The organism is Paenibacillus sp. FSL R7-0302 (assembly GCF_038006885.1).
Taxonomy (GTDB): Bacteria; Bacillota; Bacilli; order Paenibacillales; family Paenibacillaceae; genus Paenibacillus_AQ.
In genome coordinates, this window is the sequence record NZ_JBBOWB010000001.1 from 2991636 (window position 1) to 3010170 (window position 18535).

At 45.8% G+C, this 18535-nt stretch carries 13 protein-coding genes; 2 read left to right on the forward strand and 11 right to left on the reverse strand.

Annotation, left to right across the window (positions count from 1 at the left end):
* Positions 1–54: 54 nt before the first annotated feature.
* The 3 genes from MKY96_RS13010 to MKY96_RS13020 are packed head-to-tail and all read right to left on the reverse strand — an operon-like array spanning position 55 to position 4703.
* Entirely contained in the window at positions 55–981 is a 927-nt protein-coding gene (locus MKY96_RS13010) for a radical SAM protein (protein WP_340940902.1), read from the reverse strand.
* 55 nt (positions 982–1036) lie between these two features.
* A complete protein-coding gene (locus tag MKY96_RS13015; RefSeq protein ID WP_340940904.1) occupies positions 1037–2788 on the reverse strand; it encodes an ABC transporter ATP-binding protein in 1752 nt (583 codons plus the stop codon).
* 1 nt (position 2789) lies between these two features.
* The gene (locus MKY96_RS13020) at positions 2790–4703 is read right to left on the reverse strand and encodes an ABC transporter ATP-binding protein (protein WP_340940905.1); all 1914 of its coding nucleotides are present in this window, start codon (positions 4701–4703) and stop codon (positions 2790–2792) included.
* A gap of 285 nt (positions 4704–4988) precedes the next feature.
* Between MKY96_RS13020 and MKY96_RS13025 the strand changes: the two genes are divergently transcribed.
* Positions 4989–5348 (forward strand): SAM-dependent methyltransferase, encoded by a 360-nt coding sequence (locus MKY96_RS13025; protein ID WP_340940907.1) that lies wholly within the window; start codon positions 4989–4991, stop codon positions 5346–5348.
* A gap of 517 nt (positions 5349–5865) precedes the next feature.
* On the opposite strand, the gene MKY96_RS13030 is transcribed toward MKY96_RS13025, so the two are convergent.
* The 6 genes from MKY96_RS13030 to MKY96_RS13055 form a co-directional block, all read right to left on the reverse strand.
* Positions 5866–9774, reverse strand: coding sequence for a discoidin domain-containing protein (locus tag MKY96_RS13030; protein WP_340940910.1), 3909 nt, complete (start codon positions 9772–9774; stop codon positions 5866–5868).
* Positions 9775–10110: 336 nt separating this feature from the next.
* Positions 10111–10608, reverse strand: a complete 498-nt coding sequence (locus MKY96_RS13035) for a hypothetical protein (RefSeq protein WP_340940912.1) — start codon at positions 10606–10608, stop codon at positions 10111–10113.
* A gap of 35 nt (positions 10609–10643) precedes the next feature.
* Positions 10644–11648, reverse strand: coding sequence for a hypothetical protein (locus tag MKY96_RS13040; RefSeq protein WP_340940914.1), 1005 nt, complete (start codon positions 11646–11648; stop codon positions 10644–10646).
* 258 nt (positions 11649–11906) lie between these two features.
* On the reverse strand, positions 11907–12392 hold the full coding sequence (locus MKY96_RS13045; protein ID WP_340940916.1) for a hypothetical protein: 486 nt from the start codon (positions 12390–12392) through the stop codon (positions 11907–11909).
* The gene (locus MKY96_RS13050; RefSeq protein WP_340940918.1) at positions 12392–14389 is read right to left on the reverse strand and encodes a hypothetical protein; all 1998 of its coding nucleotides are present in this window, start codon (positions 14387–14389) and stop codon (positions 12392–12394) included. Before MKY96_RS13050 ends, MKY96_RS13045 begins: the two co-directional genes overlap by 1 nt.
* Before the next feature lie 275 nt (positions 14390–14664).
* The gene (locus tag MKY96_RS13055; protein WP_340940920.1) at positions 14665–15165 is read right to left on the reverse strand and encodes a GNAT family N-acetyltransferase; all 501 of its coding nucleotides are present in this window, start codon (positions 15163–15165) and stop codon (positions 14665–14667) included.
* A gap of 192 nt (positions 15166–15357) precedes the next feature.
* Between MKY96_RS13055 and MKY96_RS13060 the strand changes: the two genes are divergently transcribed.
* Positions 15358–15957 carry a hypothetical protein gene (locus MKY96_RS13060; protein ID WP_340940921.1) on the forward strand — a complete coding sequence of 200 codons (600 nt, stop codon included), beginning with the start codon at positions 15358–15360 and terminating at the stop codon, positions 15955–15957.
* Here MKY96_RS13060 and MKY96_RS13065 read toward each other — a convergent pair.
* Both MKY96_RS13065 and MKY96_RS13070 read right to left on the reverse strand, forming a co-directional pair.
* On the reverse strand, positions 15947–16864 hold the full coding sequence (locus MKY96_RS13065; RefSeq protein ID WP_340940922.1) for a class I SAM-dependent methyltransferase: 918 nt from the start codon (positions 16862–16864) through the stop codon (positions 15947–15949). The two genes, MKY96_RS13060 and MKY96_RS13065, sit on opposite strands and share 11 nt — an antisense overlap.
* Before the next feature lie 185 nt (positions 16865–17049).
* Positions 17050–18447, reverse strand: coding sequence for a sedoheptulokinase (locus tag MKY96_RS13070; RefSeq protein ID WP_340940923.1), 1398 nt, complete (start codon positions 18445–18447; stop codon positions 17050–17052).
* Positions 18448–18535 lie beyond the last annotated feature (88 nt).

Below are 18535 nucleotides of genomic sequence, written 5' to 3' on the forward strand. Positions count from 1 at the left end.
TCATTGGTAAGATTTTAGAGTTCATTTACTTTCCTCCTCTAATCATTATCTATTTCACAACTTAAACATAATCAGCCGCAGATAAAGCACGGATCTCATGAAATAAGGAATTGTCCCTCCAAATGTTTTCAAACGGTTTTGTTTTAATGTTCTCGGTGTAACCACCGCTGTTTTCCGGCACACTTGTATCTTTAAAAATAATACATGGAAATACATTTCTTCAGCATCAATAAAAGCTGATGTTCTTCCAGCCCGGCAGATGCCATCAGAAAGTTTTCTTTTTTTATAATTTTCTTCTATATAATCATCAGATACTTTATAAACCACTGATTTGTCCGTTTCTATTAACTTGGAAATCTGTTCATTTGTTAATTTATATTGCAAAGGTTTTGTATTACCGCTGTATGTTGAAGTAATGTTATAATCAACTACTAGTTCGACTCCAAGCGATTTGGATAACAAGTTTAATGAATTCAATGAGTTAAGGGTTTCTTGAGTGAGTACACATTTCATCAACACTTTCACGTTTGCTTCTGTCAACAATTTAATTGCATGAACTGTCTTTTTCCATGCTCCAGTTCTCTGTACGATTTGATCATGTTCGCTTTCGATTCCAGAGTGCAAACTTATCTCAATTCTCGAAAACAGCTCAGAGAGTTGTCTATAGTTTTTTTCATTTATTAGTGAACCATTGGTATTAAGGGACAGGCCAAACCCTAATGATTTAGCCCTTTCAAATATTTCTATACATCTTCTCTTTAATAAAGGTTCTCCACCAGTAAAATTAATTTCAATCGTGCCTATTCTTTTTAAATCGTCCAACAAAGTGAACAATGTTGCGGTATCTAATCCATCGTCTTCATCACACTCGGCATAACAAAACTTGCATCTCCAGTTGCATCTTTTGGTTAATTCAATTTGAACATGACTAGGTACGTTTTTAGCCCGCAATACACTGAGAATATGCTCACTTAATACCATATTTCCACTCCCGCTTCATTTAATTTAAAATCAGTTTTTAAAACTATCGGGTGGACTAGTGATACCACTGTTCTTGAGCTGTATAGAGTTTTATGTATTCAGCATTGTTCTCAAGCAGTTCTTTATGAGTCCCGATTCCCACAATTTCACCATTATTCATGACGATAATCCTGTCCACCACTCTGCATAGCCCCAGTCTATGAGAAATAACCAAGGATGTTTTCTTCTCTGAAATTTCCAGGAATTTCTCCAGCACTTCCGATTCGAATGTCGGGTCCATAGCAGAAGTTGGTTCGTCCAGAACAACCATTGAACTATCCCGGAACATCGTTCTGGCCAATCCAAGCCGCTGGTTGTCTCCACCCGATAACTCAATCCCGCCAAATTCACTTCCGATAGGGGTATCCAATCCGTTTTCTCTGACAAGCTTCTCCATCCCCATCATTTTCACAACATTTAAAATAGCCTCATCGCTATCCATTTTTTGAGTCTTACTAATCGCAATATTCTCTCTGATGGTAAGTTTGTAGGTAACAAAATCCTGCCATATAGAAGAAATGAGGGAATAATAACTTGTTTTATTGATAGCCTTCAGATCCGTTCCATTGTAATAAATGCTGCCGCTGCTGGATGAATACATCCCCATGATTAATTTTGCCAGGGTGGTTTTCCCGCTCCCGTTTTTTCCGACTATTGCCAGCTTTTCTCCTTTGTGTATTTGTAGGCTCACATTTTTCAGAGCATAATCTGTACTATTCGGGTATAGAAAAGAAACATTGTCCATAATAATTTGATTAAAATCTCCTTTTATTTGTGCTATGCCCTCAACCTCTTCCTCCAATTCCAAGAAATCAAGATAGTCTTTCGAGAACAACAAGTGTTCTTTAAAACGGCCTAATTCCACCAGGAAAGATCTTGTCTGGTCTTGCACTATTGCAAAAGCAGCAATACACGCACCGAACAGTCCGATTGTTATCTCATGATGGATAACAAGTCTGTAGGCAAAAAATATGCTGGTCAAGTATCCAAGTGCCCTGAGAAAATCGCACACCAGTAAAGTCAGACTATCTTTCCTTCTGAAATTCCACTCTTGACTCAACACAGCATCACGATAATAAGTCCACTTCTCAGCCAAGTAATCACCGCTGCCGTTAACCCGCATTTCTTTTACAGCCTGCTTATTATTGAACAGACTCCAGAAATAATCCAGGGATCTCTGCTTGGGGGCCTGAAACCATTTCAAATAGTAAAATTCTTTACCCCGGATAATTCTGGCTATTAAATAAGGAAGCACGCTAAGCAAGGAGATTGGAATAAACCATAAGCTATAGGATGCTAACAGAGTGATTACAAGAAGCACCGAGATGAAACTGGAGAATACGCTGATTGTAATCATAATTAATTGCGGAATTACCGCTCTCGTTACACAATCTTTTGCTCTATTTAACTTATTTAATATCTCAGGTGTTTCCATGCTGATAAAAGGAAGCTTCGTACACTTTTCGCCTATATAAATATTAAGCTGATATCCCAGTTTCTCGTAAATCCCAATAGACACAAATAACCCAGCGATACTCTGAAGGATGGTTTTCAGGATATAAATCGCTATAAATAGCACCATGAAAAAATAAATTTTATGCAGATTTAACAAAGCCGTGTTGCTAAACTCATGAAAGATCGATGACAAAATCCTGGTTGAGACAGCGGGATATAAGAAACCGGCTGCCGAACTAATTATAATAATCAAAAGCGATCCGGGCGAAGAGTCCATTGCTATTCTAAATATTTTAGCCAGCTGCTTTAACATATTAGTAGCCCACTCTCAAAGAGGTTCTATCCATGTCATACCATTTCGCCTGAGCTCTGAACATTTCAGCATAAATTCCCTGTTTGGCGATTAACTCATCATGGTTGCCTTCTTCGCAGATCCGCCCATCATCTATAACAAAGATTTTGTCTGCCAATTTGGCACTTGCCAAGCGATGTGAGATCATGATCGAACCTTTTTCTTTTATAACTAAAGAAAGAGATTGATAAAGTTCACTTTCTGCAACCGGATCCAAAGACGCTGTTGGCTCATCTAGTATGATAAATGAAGAATCCGCGAAAAGTGCTCTGGCTAGAGTAATCCGCTGCCACTCGCCTCCAGATAGGTCTATGCCGTCATCCTCCAGCTTCCCTAAAGGCGTGTTCAGTCCTTTCCCAGAAAGCTTAAGGAATCCCATTGTTTCAGCCTGTCCCAAGGCCTTATCTATAGCTGCATCGTTATGGATTTTTGTAATATTCCCTAAGGCTATATTCTCCCGTACAGTTAAACTGTATTTCATAAAATCCTGGAAGACGACGCTGAAAAGAGCAGAAATCTCATGCTGACTCAAGTTTGAAAGCGCTATACCATTAATGGTGATCTCCCCCCTATCAGGTTGATAAAGCCCGCACAACAGCTTAATTAGCGTAGACTTTCCAGCACCATTTTTACCGACAATTGCAATTCTCTCATTATGTCTTATCGTCAGAGACACACCTTGCAGAATCGGTTTTTGAGATTGGGGATATGAAAAGTAGACATCATTAAAACAAATTTCAGGATTATTGAAACACCTCTCTTTTTTGAAATCAGCGCTCTCTTCACTTTCAGGCAAAGACATAAAACGCTTATAGTACTTTGTCTTCAATACATTTCGGGAGTATTCGGAATATTCCCAGGAGACCTGCTCAGATATACTGATAATCGAATTGAGAGAGCCCATTAAAGCTACAAAAAGCCCTAAAGTAATGAGTCCGTTGTACATATAATTTACTAACGTAATAATAATTAGCACCGTCCAAGCCATAACACATAAAGTATTGATAAAGATAAGTTTTTGAGATTTTACATTGGCGCCAACCCTCTCTTTATAAACTTTACTTCTGATCCCTCCCCATTGATTAACGATATATTCTACCGCACAAAATAATTTGAGTTCAGAAAGGGAAGATTTAGTAGTCAACAACCCTAACAAATATCCCAACTTCCGATCTTCGGCAGATTGTTTGTAGAAAAGGCTGTCGAGGATAGTCATAGCTCTATAGTTTAGAAAAAGCATGGGAACCGTGAATAAAAAACAAAGTACTGACAACCAGACAGAAACCTTTGCAAATACCAGATTTAGTAGTACCAGTGAAAGCAGAGAACTGCCTATCTGCGTGATATTAAGAAAACTGTTTTTGATACTTTCACTAGGATGGTCACTCATTTGAAAAATAATATCCTGCGTTTCTTGATCTTCAAAACAACTGTATTTGAGCTGCTTATACTTGTTCAATACGACCGGTGTCCAGTTTTTCAATAATAATCTATCAAAATTTATATTGAGGTAACCCTCCATCGACGTACAAAGGGAGATTGTCAAAATAGTGATAAGTAGTAGCACCAGGTTCAGACCCACGTGGGTGTAACCCGCATTGCCTTTGTATAAATCAGATACACTGTCGATTAGATCTTCTGTTAGCAACAAGCTTAACGGAGCCAAAATCGCTGACACCATTAACAAAATTATTTTGAGCATGGCATGAGCTTTACAAAACTTTATCATGATTTTTATCGGGTCCAGACAATATCGTAGTAATTGCAGCATCATCACACCTTGTTTTTTGGAATTAGTGTTTTCACTTAATAAATTGTTTTCTTCAATTGCGCTCCAACAAATAAACAAATGAACATTAAAGTTTACATTTAACAATTACATAAAAGCACTTCCCTTCTAATTAATTTGCATCTTATCACAGCATTTTCCATCTGTAAAGCGACTAATTTGTAATAATATTGAAATTATTTAAAATTAAATACAAAAATTTAAACAAATATCGAATTTTTATTGTTACATTTTTATCTATTGACTCATGTTTTTATTAATTTAATCTTTACAAATGAATAAATTATTTTATGCATTTGAACATTTGAATGATAATTATGCGCAATCATTTTTACCAAGGCACTTATTCTATCTAAAATTGGAGTTTTCTAAATGAAGAAAAATAAAAAAAGTTGTATTGTCATTGATAAATTAATTTCAGAAAATTGGTTTGATAGCTTGGAAGAGGCAAAAAAATGGATAATATTAGGTCGAGTTTTGGTTAACGATGAATTAATAATAAGTGTTAACGACAAAGTTCCTGTAGATGGAACAGTAAGAATTAAAAGGTATTATCAAAGAAAGTATGTAAATAAAGGAGGCTTAAAATTAGCAGGCGCATTACGTGATTTTGGAATTGATGTAAATGGAAAAGTGGTAATGGATTGCGGAGCTTCTACTGGCGGGTTTACTGATTGCCTGATACAAAATGGAGCAAAGCTTGTTTATGCTGTTGATGTACTCCAGAAGTAATCACCTTAGACTTGTCATACCTTTCATTAAAATATGCCCTGCCATTATGTAGAGAAATCATAGGGGATTGCGGAACTGTAATTGCTTTAATTAAACCTCTGTTTGAAGTAGCATCTTCTGATATACGCAGAAGCGGGGAATTCGACAGTATCGATACCATCCGTGATATATTAACCGATTTATGTAATCACTTTATCGAAGACTATGAGATAATTGGTATTACCAATAGTCAAGTTACAGGGAATAATGGTACATTAGAATTTTTTATTTATTTAGAATGGGGAAATAATTTTAGTAAGCACTCATTTTAATAAATACATATCTTCATGTCCTTAATCTTGTTGGGAAGAACAGACCACTCAAAGGAAGACCACCAACTCAACAGGGATCTTCTAAGAAACAAAAATCAGGACCTTCCGTTGGACGGGTGGTCCTGATTTTCGCACGTTTCACGCACTCAACTGGCTAAAACCAAAAAAAGAGGAGCCATTTAGGCCCCTCCCCTGTCTATCTCTAGCTACTGAATCAACAGCCCAAACCCGCTCTGAATATAATACAGACTTGGATATGCAATATTGCTGGTAGTCAGGTTATTGAAGGTCGCCGAACCGTTGCCGGTATACGTGTAGATTGCCGCTCCCTTATGGGCGCCGGAGAACCTGGAAGTTGTCACTCCATCGAGACCTGTGCCGTTGATGTTGATGTTGTTGAATACGATACCCGAGAAGCCGCCACCGTAGCCGAACTGGATAGCATCGCGCTGGGTATTGATGATGTCGATGTTGGTGAAGGTTACATTCTTGATCGGATCACTCGAAGCTTCGAGATCAATTGCGCCGCGTTCCCCGTCATACAGGTCACGGCTGGTGCCGCTGTTAATAATCGTCGTATCCGAGAAAATCATCCCTGTGTTGCTGTTGAAATGCGCTCCCGGAAAGGTCGTATTCAGCCGGATACCGGAGCCGCCCACCGTGTCGATGATGTAGTTGTGATCCGCCTTGTGACCACTGCCCCCGAAGATGCCGATAGCGCCAGCACGCCAGTTATTCTCAATCGTATTGTATGAGAACGTGTTATTCACACCATCCGGTGCACCAAAGGTGTTGCTCGGCCACACGGCCAGACCATCGTCCCCGTTATTGCGCACATTGGTATTGCGGACGGTAGAGTTGCTGGTTCCTTGGGAGTAGTTAATGCCGTCCGCCAGATTGTTACGGATACGGCTGTTCTCGACAAGCAGATTATTCGCAAAAATCGCCGGGGTCCGGGCATAATCACCCACCCACATTCCGCATTCAAAATGCTCGATCCAGACATCATGGATGACTGAATTATTGCCGAAGTTATCCATCATGCCTTTGTAGATCGCGTTCTGGTTGTAGCGGGACCGCAGATTCGAGTTCATATAGACGTTGCTGAAATCCAGCTTGCCCAGGATACGGAAGGAGATCCCTCCCCCGGCTGTATTGGGATTGGTAAATTGCAGGTTGGTATGCCAATAGCCTGCACCCGTAACCGTGAAGTTGTTGATCATATTGCTGACCGAGCCAATCACCCACATACTGCTCAGATTAAAAGTTCCAGCCGGAATATAGAGAGATTTTCCGCTGGTGACGGCGGCTGTAACCGCACTGTTGAAGGCGGCCAGGTCGTCCTGTCCGTCTCCTGCCACTGCGCCGTAATCGGTGACCGACACTGAGTTGGCCGGACGGGCAATGGCCGCCGGTACTGGCTCAATTTCCAGGAAATCTACGCCGTATTCAAGACTGTCCCCGTTGTTCTTCTGAATACGGATCGTGTCCCCAGGCTGAAGTGGTGTATCCATCTTCCAGTGTACTTCATCGAAGCGGAACAACGGGCGTCCGGCACTCGGTGCATCACCAGGCTGGTCGCCGGAGAAGTACTGCCAGGAGTAATAGGAGGTTAACGGAATGGTTTTGGCTTTGGCGCCATTCACGTACACATCCAGCGCTCCGGTAAGGCCCATGCCGTCTGCCGAATCCGGCATCGTGAATCTCATGGTGACCCCGGCGCCGCCTTGGCCCGCTCTCACCGTCCATTGTGCATAAGAGCCGTTGGACGGCAAAGCAATATAGCTCTGGCCCGAAGCCTCCGAAGCGGTTAGCATCTGATCGAAATTCGGTGCCGATTTCAGCGCCGCTGAACCGCCGCGGGTCGCATCCTGCGTGTCATACCGGCTGTAGGGTACACTTGCTCCGCGCAGAGCGTATACGACGAGATTAACGGTTTTTACATTGTTGGCCTGCTTGGCTATAACTTCATTGGCATCTGCGGCAATCGTCGTAGTGACGGTGTAACTTCCGTTCACTGCGCTCCATGTGCCTGGAACAGACACATTCACCGAAGCCCCGGCAGCAATTGCACCGCTGTATGACCCTGTGAAGGTCTGCACTGTGGCGCCTGCCTGATTCTTCAGTGCAACAGTGATTCCGTGTGCACCCCCGGAGGAAGCAAGATTGCCCTGATTCTTAAGATTGACAGAGAAGGTTACGCTGCTGCCTGCTGCCGGTGTATCCGGTGACCATGAGGTGGTCCCGATAAGGTCGGAGCTGGAGACAGAAACAATGACCAGGGAAGCAGGATTTGTATAGCTGTTGTTGCTTTCGTTCTGCTCAATAATCTGGCCCGCCTCATCTACCTTAGCACTAAGCGGATAAGTTCCGGCTGTTAGCGTCCCTGCATTGTAGGAGACGGATGCCGAAGCTCCTGCTGCCAAAGCCGCTACCGGTGCCGAACCCGCCAGCTCGTTGTTCAGATAGAAATTGACAGTCGTCGCTGCGGCTGCGGCTGTACCGCTGTTCTTCACCACAGTATTCAGGGTCACTGCGCTGGTCTCCACCGGAGAAGCAGGTGTCCAGCTCATGCCGGTGATCGTCAGATCCGGGTTCGTTGCCGGTGTACCGTATACCTGGAATTCGGCAATTTGTCCTCCGGGCGCACCGGAGTTGGCGGCGATAGCAAGCTGAAGCCGCTTAACGGTTGCTGTCACGGGGATAGTCACCGTGTTGCCTGATGCCAGATTGAAGGTATAGTTCTGGGCGGCAACCAGATTGCTGAAGGTTGTTGAATTCTGATTGTGTCCCAGGACTTGAATATTCTGCGTCCGGGTTGCCCATTCGGCCGCCGGATTCAGCTTCAGCACAATCGAAGTGATATTATGATTGGCTCCAAGGTCAAGCGTAAGGGTGCTGGGATTCCCGCTGCCTTCCCAGTAAGTAGCCGTGTTGTTATCGTTGGCATTACCGGCAATGAAATTCTGTGTGTTGGAGGATGCACTGATCGCCTTACCAATGGCGATGTTCCCTCCAGGGGACACCGTTGGTGTAGTCACCGGTGTTGCTGTCGGTGCTGGTGTTGGTGCCACCGTAGCTGTAGGGGCCGGGGTAGTTACCGGCGTTGGTGTAGGGGCAGTTGTTGGAGCTACTGTAGGTGAAGGTGCGGGCGTGGAGATGATTGCAGCTGCTACCGTAATTAGATCCAAATTGACATTGCCCGTATCCCCTGCATCGTATTTGTAAGCAATGCTATTACTGCCAGCATTCAACGGGAGGGCTTCAGCCTTCGTGCTCCAGGTGTCCCAGTTCGCCAGGTTCGGCAAGGTGGTCTGGCGCTGCTTAACTCCGTTCACGTAGATGCTGATCGTCTTGTCGCTTCCGCTTGCATTGGCATACTTCAGCGTAACATTCCGTGTACCCGCCGCAGGCACATTTACCGTGAAGGTGGTGGCCGGACCTTGGGTTAGATAGTTGTCAACAAAGCCTGTGCCGGAGTATCCGGCATGGTCCGTGTTAACTTTGGCCCCGCCGGATAATGCAGCGGCTTCCGCTTCATAGCTGCCTGCCGGGGCAGATGTAGCAGAGGGTGTACTTGTAGGAGCAGTTGTCGCACTGCTGGCACCGTAGATCTCAAGCTCGGATAACTGGGCGGCAGGCCAGCCGTTGTTCGCACTGAACATGAGGCGGACATAACGCGTACCCGCTGCCGTGAAGTTAACCGTCACACTGTTGTTCGCCACCGCAGGGTTGAAGACATATGCGGCTGAAGCGACGATATCCGTGAAGGTAGAGCCGTTCGTACTGCCCTGTACCGCCAGTGTCTGCGTCCGCGCCTCCCAGTTGACTGGTAACTTCAATACAAGCTGGTCAATACTGGTGAGCGCACCCAGATCGACCTGAATCCACCCTGGAAAAGCATCATTTGCGCTCTCCCAATACGTATTCTGATTACTGTCTTTAACGTTATCCGGCGTATAATTCTGGGATTGCCCGCTGGCGGTAATAGTTTTGTTAAGTACCAGATTCGGTCCGCCCGCCGCCGACGAACGGGTAAGCGGTCCAGCCGCCATGAAGAGCGTGGAGATGAGCAGCGTAACTACAAGTGACCATGTAACATACTTGTTGCGCATTCTATTCCTCCTTAATCTGATGTGGAACGACACACAGTTTTATTCATAGCCTTACAATGATAGCGATTACAACTGTTGAGATCCCTATCCCGCCCTCCCCTCGCTGCAATACACACTCATTATAGATTTAATGCAGCGAACACTTTAAGAGCTATTTCTACGGAAAAGATAGGTGATTCTATGAAACTGATCATTGAGATTAGCCAAGAATAAAAAAAGATCAACTATGGCAGATTCTGACCATAATTGACCTGTATTATGGAACTTAAAAGCGTCTTGTTATATTTACTCTCCAAACCCCAAGCCATCTGGGAAAGTACTAGGTTGCAGAATATTTCAAGGTAAATCAATCAACCTTGGATCTATATAACACCAATCCGGATCATACGGTAAAGATTTCATTTTTTTCATGTCCCCCCAGCTATAAACCCAATCATAATCTGTAACCCAAAAGTAATTGTCAGGATTCAATCTGAGGTATTCATAAATAAAATTAAAAATTAATTTTTGAACACCATAAATATCTTCAATATGACCAACTTGACATAATGATAAATTAGAATCCAGTTCCAAATCTTCATGATAGTAAAAATCAATACTTGGACTGTTAATAGCGTGAACTGAAAAAATAAATGATTGTTCACTTTTCTCTGCAAATGAATTGTTATTAATGTTCAGTGTAGTATACGAAAATTCCCCATTATCCGAATAATTTTTATTATTATGAAAATATAGAGTTGCATTAGCATGGAATACTGAGACTATTGTATCTGATAACAATTTCTCAGGTGAATATTCTTCTTTTAGTGTCAAAATAACTGCCGAAGTACTCATTTTATTTTAACGCCTCCTTAAGTTCATCCAGGGAATTAACATAAAATAACTTTCTTCTGACCGGGATTGAAATAACTACCGTTATTTGGGTTTATATATTTATCAAACTGTTCTACATCTGTTATTGCCTTTATTGATTTTTTAACTTCAATAATCTCATCTTTAGTAACAACATCTAAATCACCAGCCAAACTATTATCTGCCTTTTTAACTTGCTGTCCAAACCCTGTGACTTCCTTATTTTCTCTTACAAAAGAAGCTACTTTAGCCTCGGTAGCCTTACCCGGGTCTGAACTGTTTAACTTAGCATCAATATCATTATTAATACTTCTAGGATGCTGATCAGTCCACGATAGCTCATTCCCAGCAGGATTCTTATAATTTGTTTTATTTCCGTCCTTAACTATTTTAACAATACTATTAGAATTATCCGTCCCCTCAACCCTACCGCCCTGACCCTCCAACCAATCCATATACCGCTGCTGCACCGGCGTCTTTGGCAAGGCTGGAGTATCTGGAATCTCCCCTATCTTGAAAATTAAACCTTCCGGCGTCTGCACTACCGGACCCAGATTCGGAAGCTTTTGCTTAATCCCTTGCAGGGCATCCTTCGCCGCTTGGCTGACAACGTCTTCTACCTCGCCTAGCACTTTCCCAACTTTACCTGCCTTCGTGACTTGTAGTCCAGGAACGAGGATGGAAGCGACCGAGCCCAGCATTTTCGCCTTCTCTTCCGGGGTGCCTTCGTCAAACTGATGATACGCCATCTCGATCTCCTGCCGCTTCGCCGCAAGCTGACTCCGCGCATACGCTCCGGCGGCGGTCTTCTCCATCGCCAGCCGCAGCAGCAGTAAATATTCTTGGTTATGTAGTAATGGAACCTTGTCCGCCGTAATTGACGGATCATATTCACAGGCGGTAACCGCTGGTTGCTTATAATGGGCGCTCAGATCCTTGCCGGCTTCATAGTAGATCTCGGCTACGCCTAGAGAAGCCAGCTTCTGCCGGGCTTCTTCGGCCTGTGCATGAACAGCCTTCATCTGGGTTGAGCTCCGATTTATTCCCGCACCGCAAAAATAATCGACAGAAAACCTTGAAAGGCACGTAGCCACTCAAGGTTTTCATTAAAATTAAGATTCAAATGTAGTTCTATCGAGGAAATATCCATTCTCCTTAATGAAACATATTGATAACTTTTGTGCTGCTAAGCTAAATGTAATACTCTAGCATCCCAGTAGTGCATTTCCTCTGTTTAGCATAGTATTTTTTCTGCATTCAAGATATTCCCGTAATTTATTTTACAAATCTATCGGATTCTTATAGCACCATTCATTATCATAGGGTCCTCTTGATATTTTTTCTATGTCACCCAAGGTGTAGAACCAATCTTCTTCTATCCATAATTTGAGATCTGGATAATGCTTTAAAATTTCACTCGACAAGCCCAAAATTATTTGTTCATTGTTATATACTTCATCAATAACTGCAACATTAAAAAGAGTAATTTGCTCATCATACCAAGAAAAGCAATGATATTGGTATTTATGCGGCTCTTCATATAAATCTATTAAAACATCATTTGGAGGTGTCTCCTCTTCATCTGATCGTTTAACTAATGCAACTTCTAAAGAAGCATGTTTTCCTTCATGTTCACTTTGAGGATCGTATGAAACAGGGCTCATATAATATTCTTTTTCTATACAGATGTTTTTAATATCTTCAATAAGCTTTGTTAATTTTGTATGGTTATTTGCTTGGTCTAAAAAATATGCTGATGTCCCCATTACTCAAGCACTCTCCCTAGTTCTTCTAATGAATTTACAATAGTTACGCCTTGACTCTTGGCAAATTCTATTTTTTCCATATCAAATTTATTTAAATTTTTCATGGGCTCATCAATATACAAGATAACATTTTTGAATTCACGGTTGAAAAAATCAATATTATTAGGATTTGTTAATCTGTCTATTTGAGCTGTCTTAATAGCACTCACTGATTTTTTGACTTCAATAAAATGTGTATTTGTAGCGATATCTATATCAGTCGCCCTCTTATCCAGAGTCAAGTTTTTTACTTCTACTCCAAACCCGGTAACTTCAGTCTTTTGTTGAACAAAGTTTCCTACCTTACCTTCAACTGCTTTTCCTGCATTAGAACTATTTTTCGCACTTTCGATGGCATTCGGAATATTTTTGGGATTCTGTTCAACATACTTAAGGGTATTTCCTGAAGAATTTATAAATTCGACTTCCATCCCTTTATTAGTTTTAATTTTTATAGGATCGTTAAGTTCAACATTTCTCCCCCCACCCTCCAACCCATCCATATACCGCTGCTGCACCGGCGTCTTTGGCAAGGCTGGAGTATCTGGAATCTCCCCTATCTTGAAAATTAAACCTTCCGGCGTCTGCACTACCGGACCCAGATTCGGAAGCTTTTGCTTAATCCCTTGCAGGGCATCCTTCGCCGCTTGGCTGACAACGTCTTCTACCTCGCCTAACACTTTCCCAACTTTACCTGCTTTGGTGACCTGGAATCCAGGAACGAGGATGGAAGCGACCGAGCCCAGCATTTTCGCCTTCTCTTCCGGGGTACCCTCGTCAAACTGATGATACGCCATCTTCGCCGCTTCCACCAGCACTTCAGGATGGTCAATCAGATATTGCGCTTGCTGCTTCATTTCTGTGGTGGTTTTGACCGGGTCTACAACTAGTTTGAAGGCAAGGGTTGCCGTATCCGCCACGCCCATGACGACCTCTTTCACCAATCCTTCGGTAAAAGCCAGCACCACATCTCCCGACTGACGGACCTTGCTCTCCCATTTCGTGAGGCCGTACGTGTTATCCAGCCACCCCAGATAGCTGGTGTACATCGGGGTGAGATATTCATTTGGCACATAGACTTTGGCCTGATAGTAGTCCCAGGTGGTCTCATTTTCCTTGTTGTCTGCGGTAATTGTCGTGCCGTCCGGCAGCGTGAGCGGCGGCCCGTTCAACCGCCGCTGCGCTTCGATCTGCTCTTGAACCTGCTTAAGAGCCGCTGCGGTCTGAATTTCCTGCCGCTTCGCCGCAAGCTGACTCCGCGCATACGCTCCGGCGGCGGTCTTCTCCATGGCCAGCCGCAAAAGCAGTAAATATTCTTCGTTATGTAGTAAGGGAACCTTCTCCGCCGTAATTGACGGATCATACTCACAGGCGGTGACTGCTGGTTGTCTGTAGTGGACGATTAGATCCTTACCGGTTTCATAGTAGATCTTGGCTACGCCTAGAGAGGCCAGCTTCTGCCGGGCTTCTTCGGCCTTTGCATGAACTGTCTCCATCTGGGCTTGATTGCCGAACGCTTGATACACTTTGAAGGCCATCTGGGCCTTAGCGATCTCATTGCGCGCTGCGAAGATATCGTTCAGCTTACTTTGTGCAGCGATACTCTCTACGGTCAGCAGGCCGGAGGTCTGAATGACATTCCTGAGCTGCTGCACCACCGGGTCCCTGCTAAGCTCATCTTTTCCCGATAGAGCAGCAATCGAAGTGATGAGGTTCGTCGCACTTCGCTGCACAATTTCGGGGATGGAGAACCGTCCGGCGGCTGGTTGCAGCCCCAAACTTCCGAAGGCCGCGAGCAAAAAATTAAATTGCCCCGTCAGCTTGTCCGCCTCCCGCTTATTCTCTTCCTGCAATTCCGAGACGCCTCTCAGGGCGACCCGGATGATATCCTCTAATTTCTCCGCTTCTACGGTTAATTCATTGATCAGAACCTGGGCCTTGACCAGATGATCGCCCATGGGAATGCCGCCCCAGCCGCTGGACTGGCCCTTCAATTGAAGGTACAGCCTGTTGGTGTCCTGGCTCACCTGGCCGATCTTCGTCTGCAGGCGCCGGACTTCATCTTCGTTAAATACTAGCTTTGTGGAAGACACTATGATCCCTGCTTCCTTCTCCAGAATGGATTCCAATGTACAATATCAGGATTCAAAATATACCCATTAATGATATACATATCCCTTTATTATCGGATTTATTTTCCATTAAGTTTATAGAAGCGAATTCTTCATAGTGCTCATAGTTCCACAGGAAAACAGTTATGTAAGTCCCGGATATACCATGCATCGCAGGCATAATGCTCGGAACCGGCCAGCGGGCCATCCAGCGGGCTGAACCCGTGCTTGACATAGAAGCGGCCGGCGGCTTGCATCGTCAGCAGCGTCTCCAGGTAACACTTACGGTAATGCCGCTTAGCGAAGGCAAACGCCGTATCCAGCAACTCTGCTGCAACGCCTTGGCCGCGGATGGCTGCGGACAGGTACATTTTCTGCAATTCACAGATCTGCTGCGCTTCGTCGAATGCCGCAATCCCGCAGCCGCCCAGCACCTGCCCGTCCTCTTCCACTATCCAGTAAGCCCGGTTCGCCGCGCTATTATAATAGGTATATAAGTCTTGCAGGCTGTCATCTGCCCAAGCCAAACCTTCGCGGTTGCCGCCGAATTCAATCAGGCACTCCCGGATAATCCCCTCAATGGCCGCATTATCCCTGCGCTCAATGGGACGGATGGTAATCATATCGTTGTCCTCCTTTTACCCTCTATCTGTTTCGTTTCCTTCTTCAATGTACAGTTAATCTATCATATCATTGCCTGCTAATTGCTGTCACACACTAGCAATTGGCTAGGCCACCCTCTCCGGTTGGCTCCTTCCCGCTGAACGATTCGCCTGCTATACTGGAATTTGCAAGCAGGATAAGGAGTGAGACAGATGAACAAGCTGGTATTTTTCCTCGGACCCGGAGGGGCGGGCAAAACCACCTTAGCCAAGGCTGTTGCAGCCCGGCGTCCGGCGGCAGTGTTCGATATGGATATTCTGCTGCGTCCGGCAGCAACCGCTATTATGACTATGCATGGGCTTGATCCTGACGACAGGGATTCCGATGAGTATAAAAGACTATGCCGCGACCTCGGCTACCGCATTACTATGGATGCAGCGCTAGATAATATCGGTCTGTCCAGCGACATCTACGTGGTGGGTCCCTTTACCAAAGAAGCGGCCGATCCGGAGTGGATCGGCCGCGAGCTGGCGCGCATCGGGCGCACACTGAATGAAGTTGAGGTCAAGGTAGTCCTGGTAGGACTTGCGGATGCAGCCACGTTCCGTGAACGGCTTGAAGGCAGACATTCCGCGCTCGACGCCTGGAAGTTCGCCCACTGGGAGAGCTTCAGCGCTTCGCTAGGCCCCCGCACCGTAGCCTGGCCGCTCCCGTCTGCACAGGTGGTGCAGATCGACAATTCCCATCCCGACCGGAATGTCGCGATAGCGGCGGTGGAGGCTTTTATTTATGGAGAAGAAGCTACCGCTTAACCGCATGAACATAATGAATCGTCTCAAAAGCGCTTAAAGCATCACTCCGGCCGCTGAAAAACCTCTCGTTGATCTCTGCCGGAGAGAGGTGCTCATAGACCAGCAGACCGGCCCCGGCCAGCAGCTCCTCCATCTCCGAATAGCTGAACCAGGATTGCATGGGCTCTCCGCCGGCAGCAGCCATTTTCACCATTTTGGCCACCCGGCCGGATACGCCCTGCTCTTCCATTAGATACTCGTCCGCATAATCCAGAATGATAGAGCTTCCTGAAGGAACCCCTGCTAGCAGCTCCGTAATCAGGCGTGCATTCTCCTCCTTGGTGAGGTAGTAGGATACCCCCAGCAAGCTGAATAACGTCTTAGCGTCAGGATCGAACCCCTGCTTATAAAGGCCTGAATACGAGAATTCGCCTGTGAAGTCCATGGGCACGAGATGAAGATTCCCCGGAATCTCAAGCTGTGCATCCCTGAGCCTCTGCTGCTTGGATGCCTGGGTAGCAGGAGCATCGACTTCAAAAATCGCAAGCCGCTCCATGAGGTTAAGATAACGGTGGGCAAAGCTGTCCAGCCCCGCACCAAGAATCACATACTGCTCCAGCCCGAGACTCAGCTCATGCAGCACAATAGCCTCACAGTAGGCAGCTCGTGCCAGCGGTGTGGGGGATAATTGGACCTGGACAATCCATCTCAAGATGGCTTCAGGATCATCCGGGTACCTCTCCGCGATCTCGGGATTGAAGAAAGTAATCCCCTGCACCATATTCTTGCGGATATCCGCGAACTCCTGCGGAGATATCAGCTTGTGCGCCACATCATCATTAAATATCTTGGGATTGTCATACATACTGTGATAGGCTCGGCCAAAAGCGGCCACTAAGGCAGTCATGCTGGACTTGTTCTGCTTCATTCGTGATTCCTCCATGCAAAAATAAGATTCCCCTGGCCAGGAGAACCTTATTATATACACAAACTATTAATATGTAAATTATAGCATAAATAATTTATTTTGTCAATGTTCGATATCACAATATTCCCTGTTCATCCTTGGTTTAACAAGCCCATTGGTCACTTTTTGGGACAGCCCCCTTCCCGTTAGCTCAGCCGGGCTCTGCTAAGATAAGCACCAGCTTCACTGAAGCTTGCGATCTCCCCGCTGCCGACAGCGGCACAGAGCGCCGCCCCTACCGCCGCTTCTTCAGCATGTTCACCAAGCTCAAGCGGTAGCCCGAAGGCCGCTTCGGCCTTGGCGCACAGGACCGGATTACTCCGCAGCGCATTGCCTGAGCCTATAAGGCGGCTGAATGTACCCGCGCCCTGCTGTTCCAGCTCTGCCAGGAAACCGCGCAGTTCATCTACCATTCCTTGCAGAAAAGCATGGGCCAGCCTGCCGGGAGTAAAATTCTCCAGCGTGATTCCCTCCACACTGCCGCGCTTCTCCGGGTCTGTTCTTGTCCCCAGAAACTGTGTATTCACCGTAAGTCTTGTGCTGGCGCTTCCCGGCACCTCTTCACTGAGCAGCCTGGACATCAGGGAATAGAGATCTGTCGGCGCTTCTCCGGTGTATGCGGTGATCAGCTTCCGGAAGAATCCCTCCAGCAGGGCATACGACTTGCCGCCGCTCAGGGCGGCCCCAACCATCAGCACCCCGCCGCCAGGGAACGGGCGTATCTCCATCGCGGAAGGAGCTTTGGCGCAGTCAGGCAACCAGGCCGAGAGCTGGCTCCCTGTGCCGATGTTCAGCAGCAGAGATTCTCCGGGCTGCGGCACGCTGCCCAGGAAGCTGGCCTGATTATCCCCAAGCGAAGTGTATACGGGAATGCCTTGTGCCGTGCTGCCTATTGCCGTCCCGGAGGGGACGACCTGCGGCAATAACGAAGGGTCGATGCCGGCCATACCAATCGCGTTTCTATCGAAATCCCCTGTCCCCAGACTGAAGCCCCCGATCCCCGCTGCCTGCGTTGCATCAATCAGCGGCACTTCACTGTTCACCAGCCTCATCGCAATATAGTCCGCAATTGTGCAGAAGCTGACTGCTCGCTCAGGGACAAGCTGCCCGGACACATTATAGTAATGGGTGGCGAGTCCATAACCGGGAGCTACAGTGTACCCGGTAAGATCACTGAACTGCTGCGCATAGGTAGGACTGTCCATCCCTCCGGTGAGCTGTCCCGCCCGTCCATCCTGCCAGGTATACAGCGGACCTGTTGCCCTCCCGCTTTTATCCAAATAGACAATGCCATGCATCTGCCCGGTCAGGCCAATTCCTGATACATCCGGCTGCTTCGCCAGCAGACGTTCAAGTATTTGTTCCACCTGCTTCACAATCAATTCCGGGTCTTGTAGCCGCTCCCATTCCTGATTCAGGCTGAACGGCAGGCTCGCTTGTGCTTCCGTAATACTATACAGAATCGTACGTTTCTCCAGATCATAGAGCAGCCCGGAGATGGATGTAGTTCCGATATCTAGTCCGGCCGTAATCATAGGCTCCATCCTCTTCCCTGTTGTATAGCCCAATGTTAAGCCTTCGCGAAGGATAGCGTCAACCGGGCGCATAAAACACTATGAAGCAAAAGATACT

What these genes read in the sequence shown, in the direction of transcription:
- MKY96_RS13010 (WP_340940902.1), bottom strand. Translation starts at nt 981, where the DNA reads ATGGTATTAAGTGAGCATATTCTCAGTGTATTGCGGGCTAAAAACGTA.
- MKY96_RS13015 (WP_340940904.1), bottom strand. Translation starts at nt 2,788, where the DNA reads ATGTTAAAGCAGCTGGCTAAAATATTTAGAATAGCAATGGACTCTTCG.
- MKY96_RS13025 (WP_340940907.1), top strand. Translation starts at nt 4,989, where the DNA reads ATGAAGAAAAATAAAAAAAGTTGTATTGTCATTGATAAATTAATTTCA.
- MKY96_RS13030 (WP_340940910.1), bottom strand. Translation starts at nt 9,774, where the DNA reads ATGCGCAACAAGTATGTTACATGGTCACTTGTAGTTACGCTGCTCATC.
- MKY96_RS13035 (WP_340940912.1), bottom strand. Translation starts at nt 10,608, where the DNA reads ATGAGTACTTCGGCAGTTATTTTGACACTAAAAGAAGAATATTCACCT.
- MKY96_RS13040 (WP_340940914.1), bottom strand. Translation starts at nt 11,648, where the DNA reads ATGAAGGCTGTTCATGCACAGGCCGAAGAAGCCCGGCAGAAGCTGGCT.
- MKY96_RS13045 (WP_340940916.1), bottom strand. Translation starts at nt 12,392, where the DNA reads ATGGGGACATCAGCATATTTTTTAGACCAAGCAAATAACCATACAAAA.
- MKY96_RS13050 (WP_340940918.1), bottom strand. Translation starts at nt 14,389, where the DNA reads ATGGGCGATCATCTGGTCAAGGCCCAGGTTCTGATCAATGAATTAACC.
- MKY96_RS13055 (WP_340940920.1), bottom strand. Translation starts at nt 15,165, where the DNA reads ATGATTACCATCCGTCCCATTGAGCGCAGGGATAATGCGGCCATTGAG.
- MKY96_RS13060 (WP_340940921.1), top strand. Translation starts at nt 15,358, where the DNA reads ATGAACAAGCTGGTATTTTTCCTCGGACCCGGAGGGGCGGGCAAAACC.
- MKY96_RS13065 (WP_340940922.1), bottom strand. Translation starts at nt 16,864, where the DNA reads ATGAAGCAGAACAAGTCCAGCATGACTGCCTTAGTGGCCGCTTTTGGC.
- MKY96_RS13070 (WP_340940923.1), bottom strand. Translation starts at nt 18,447, where the DNA reads ATGGAGCCTATGATTACGGCCGGACTAGATATCGGAACTACATCCATC.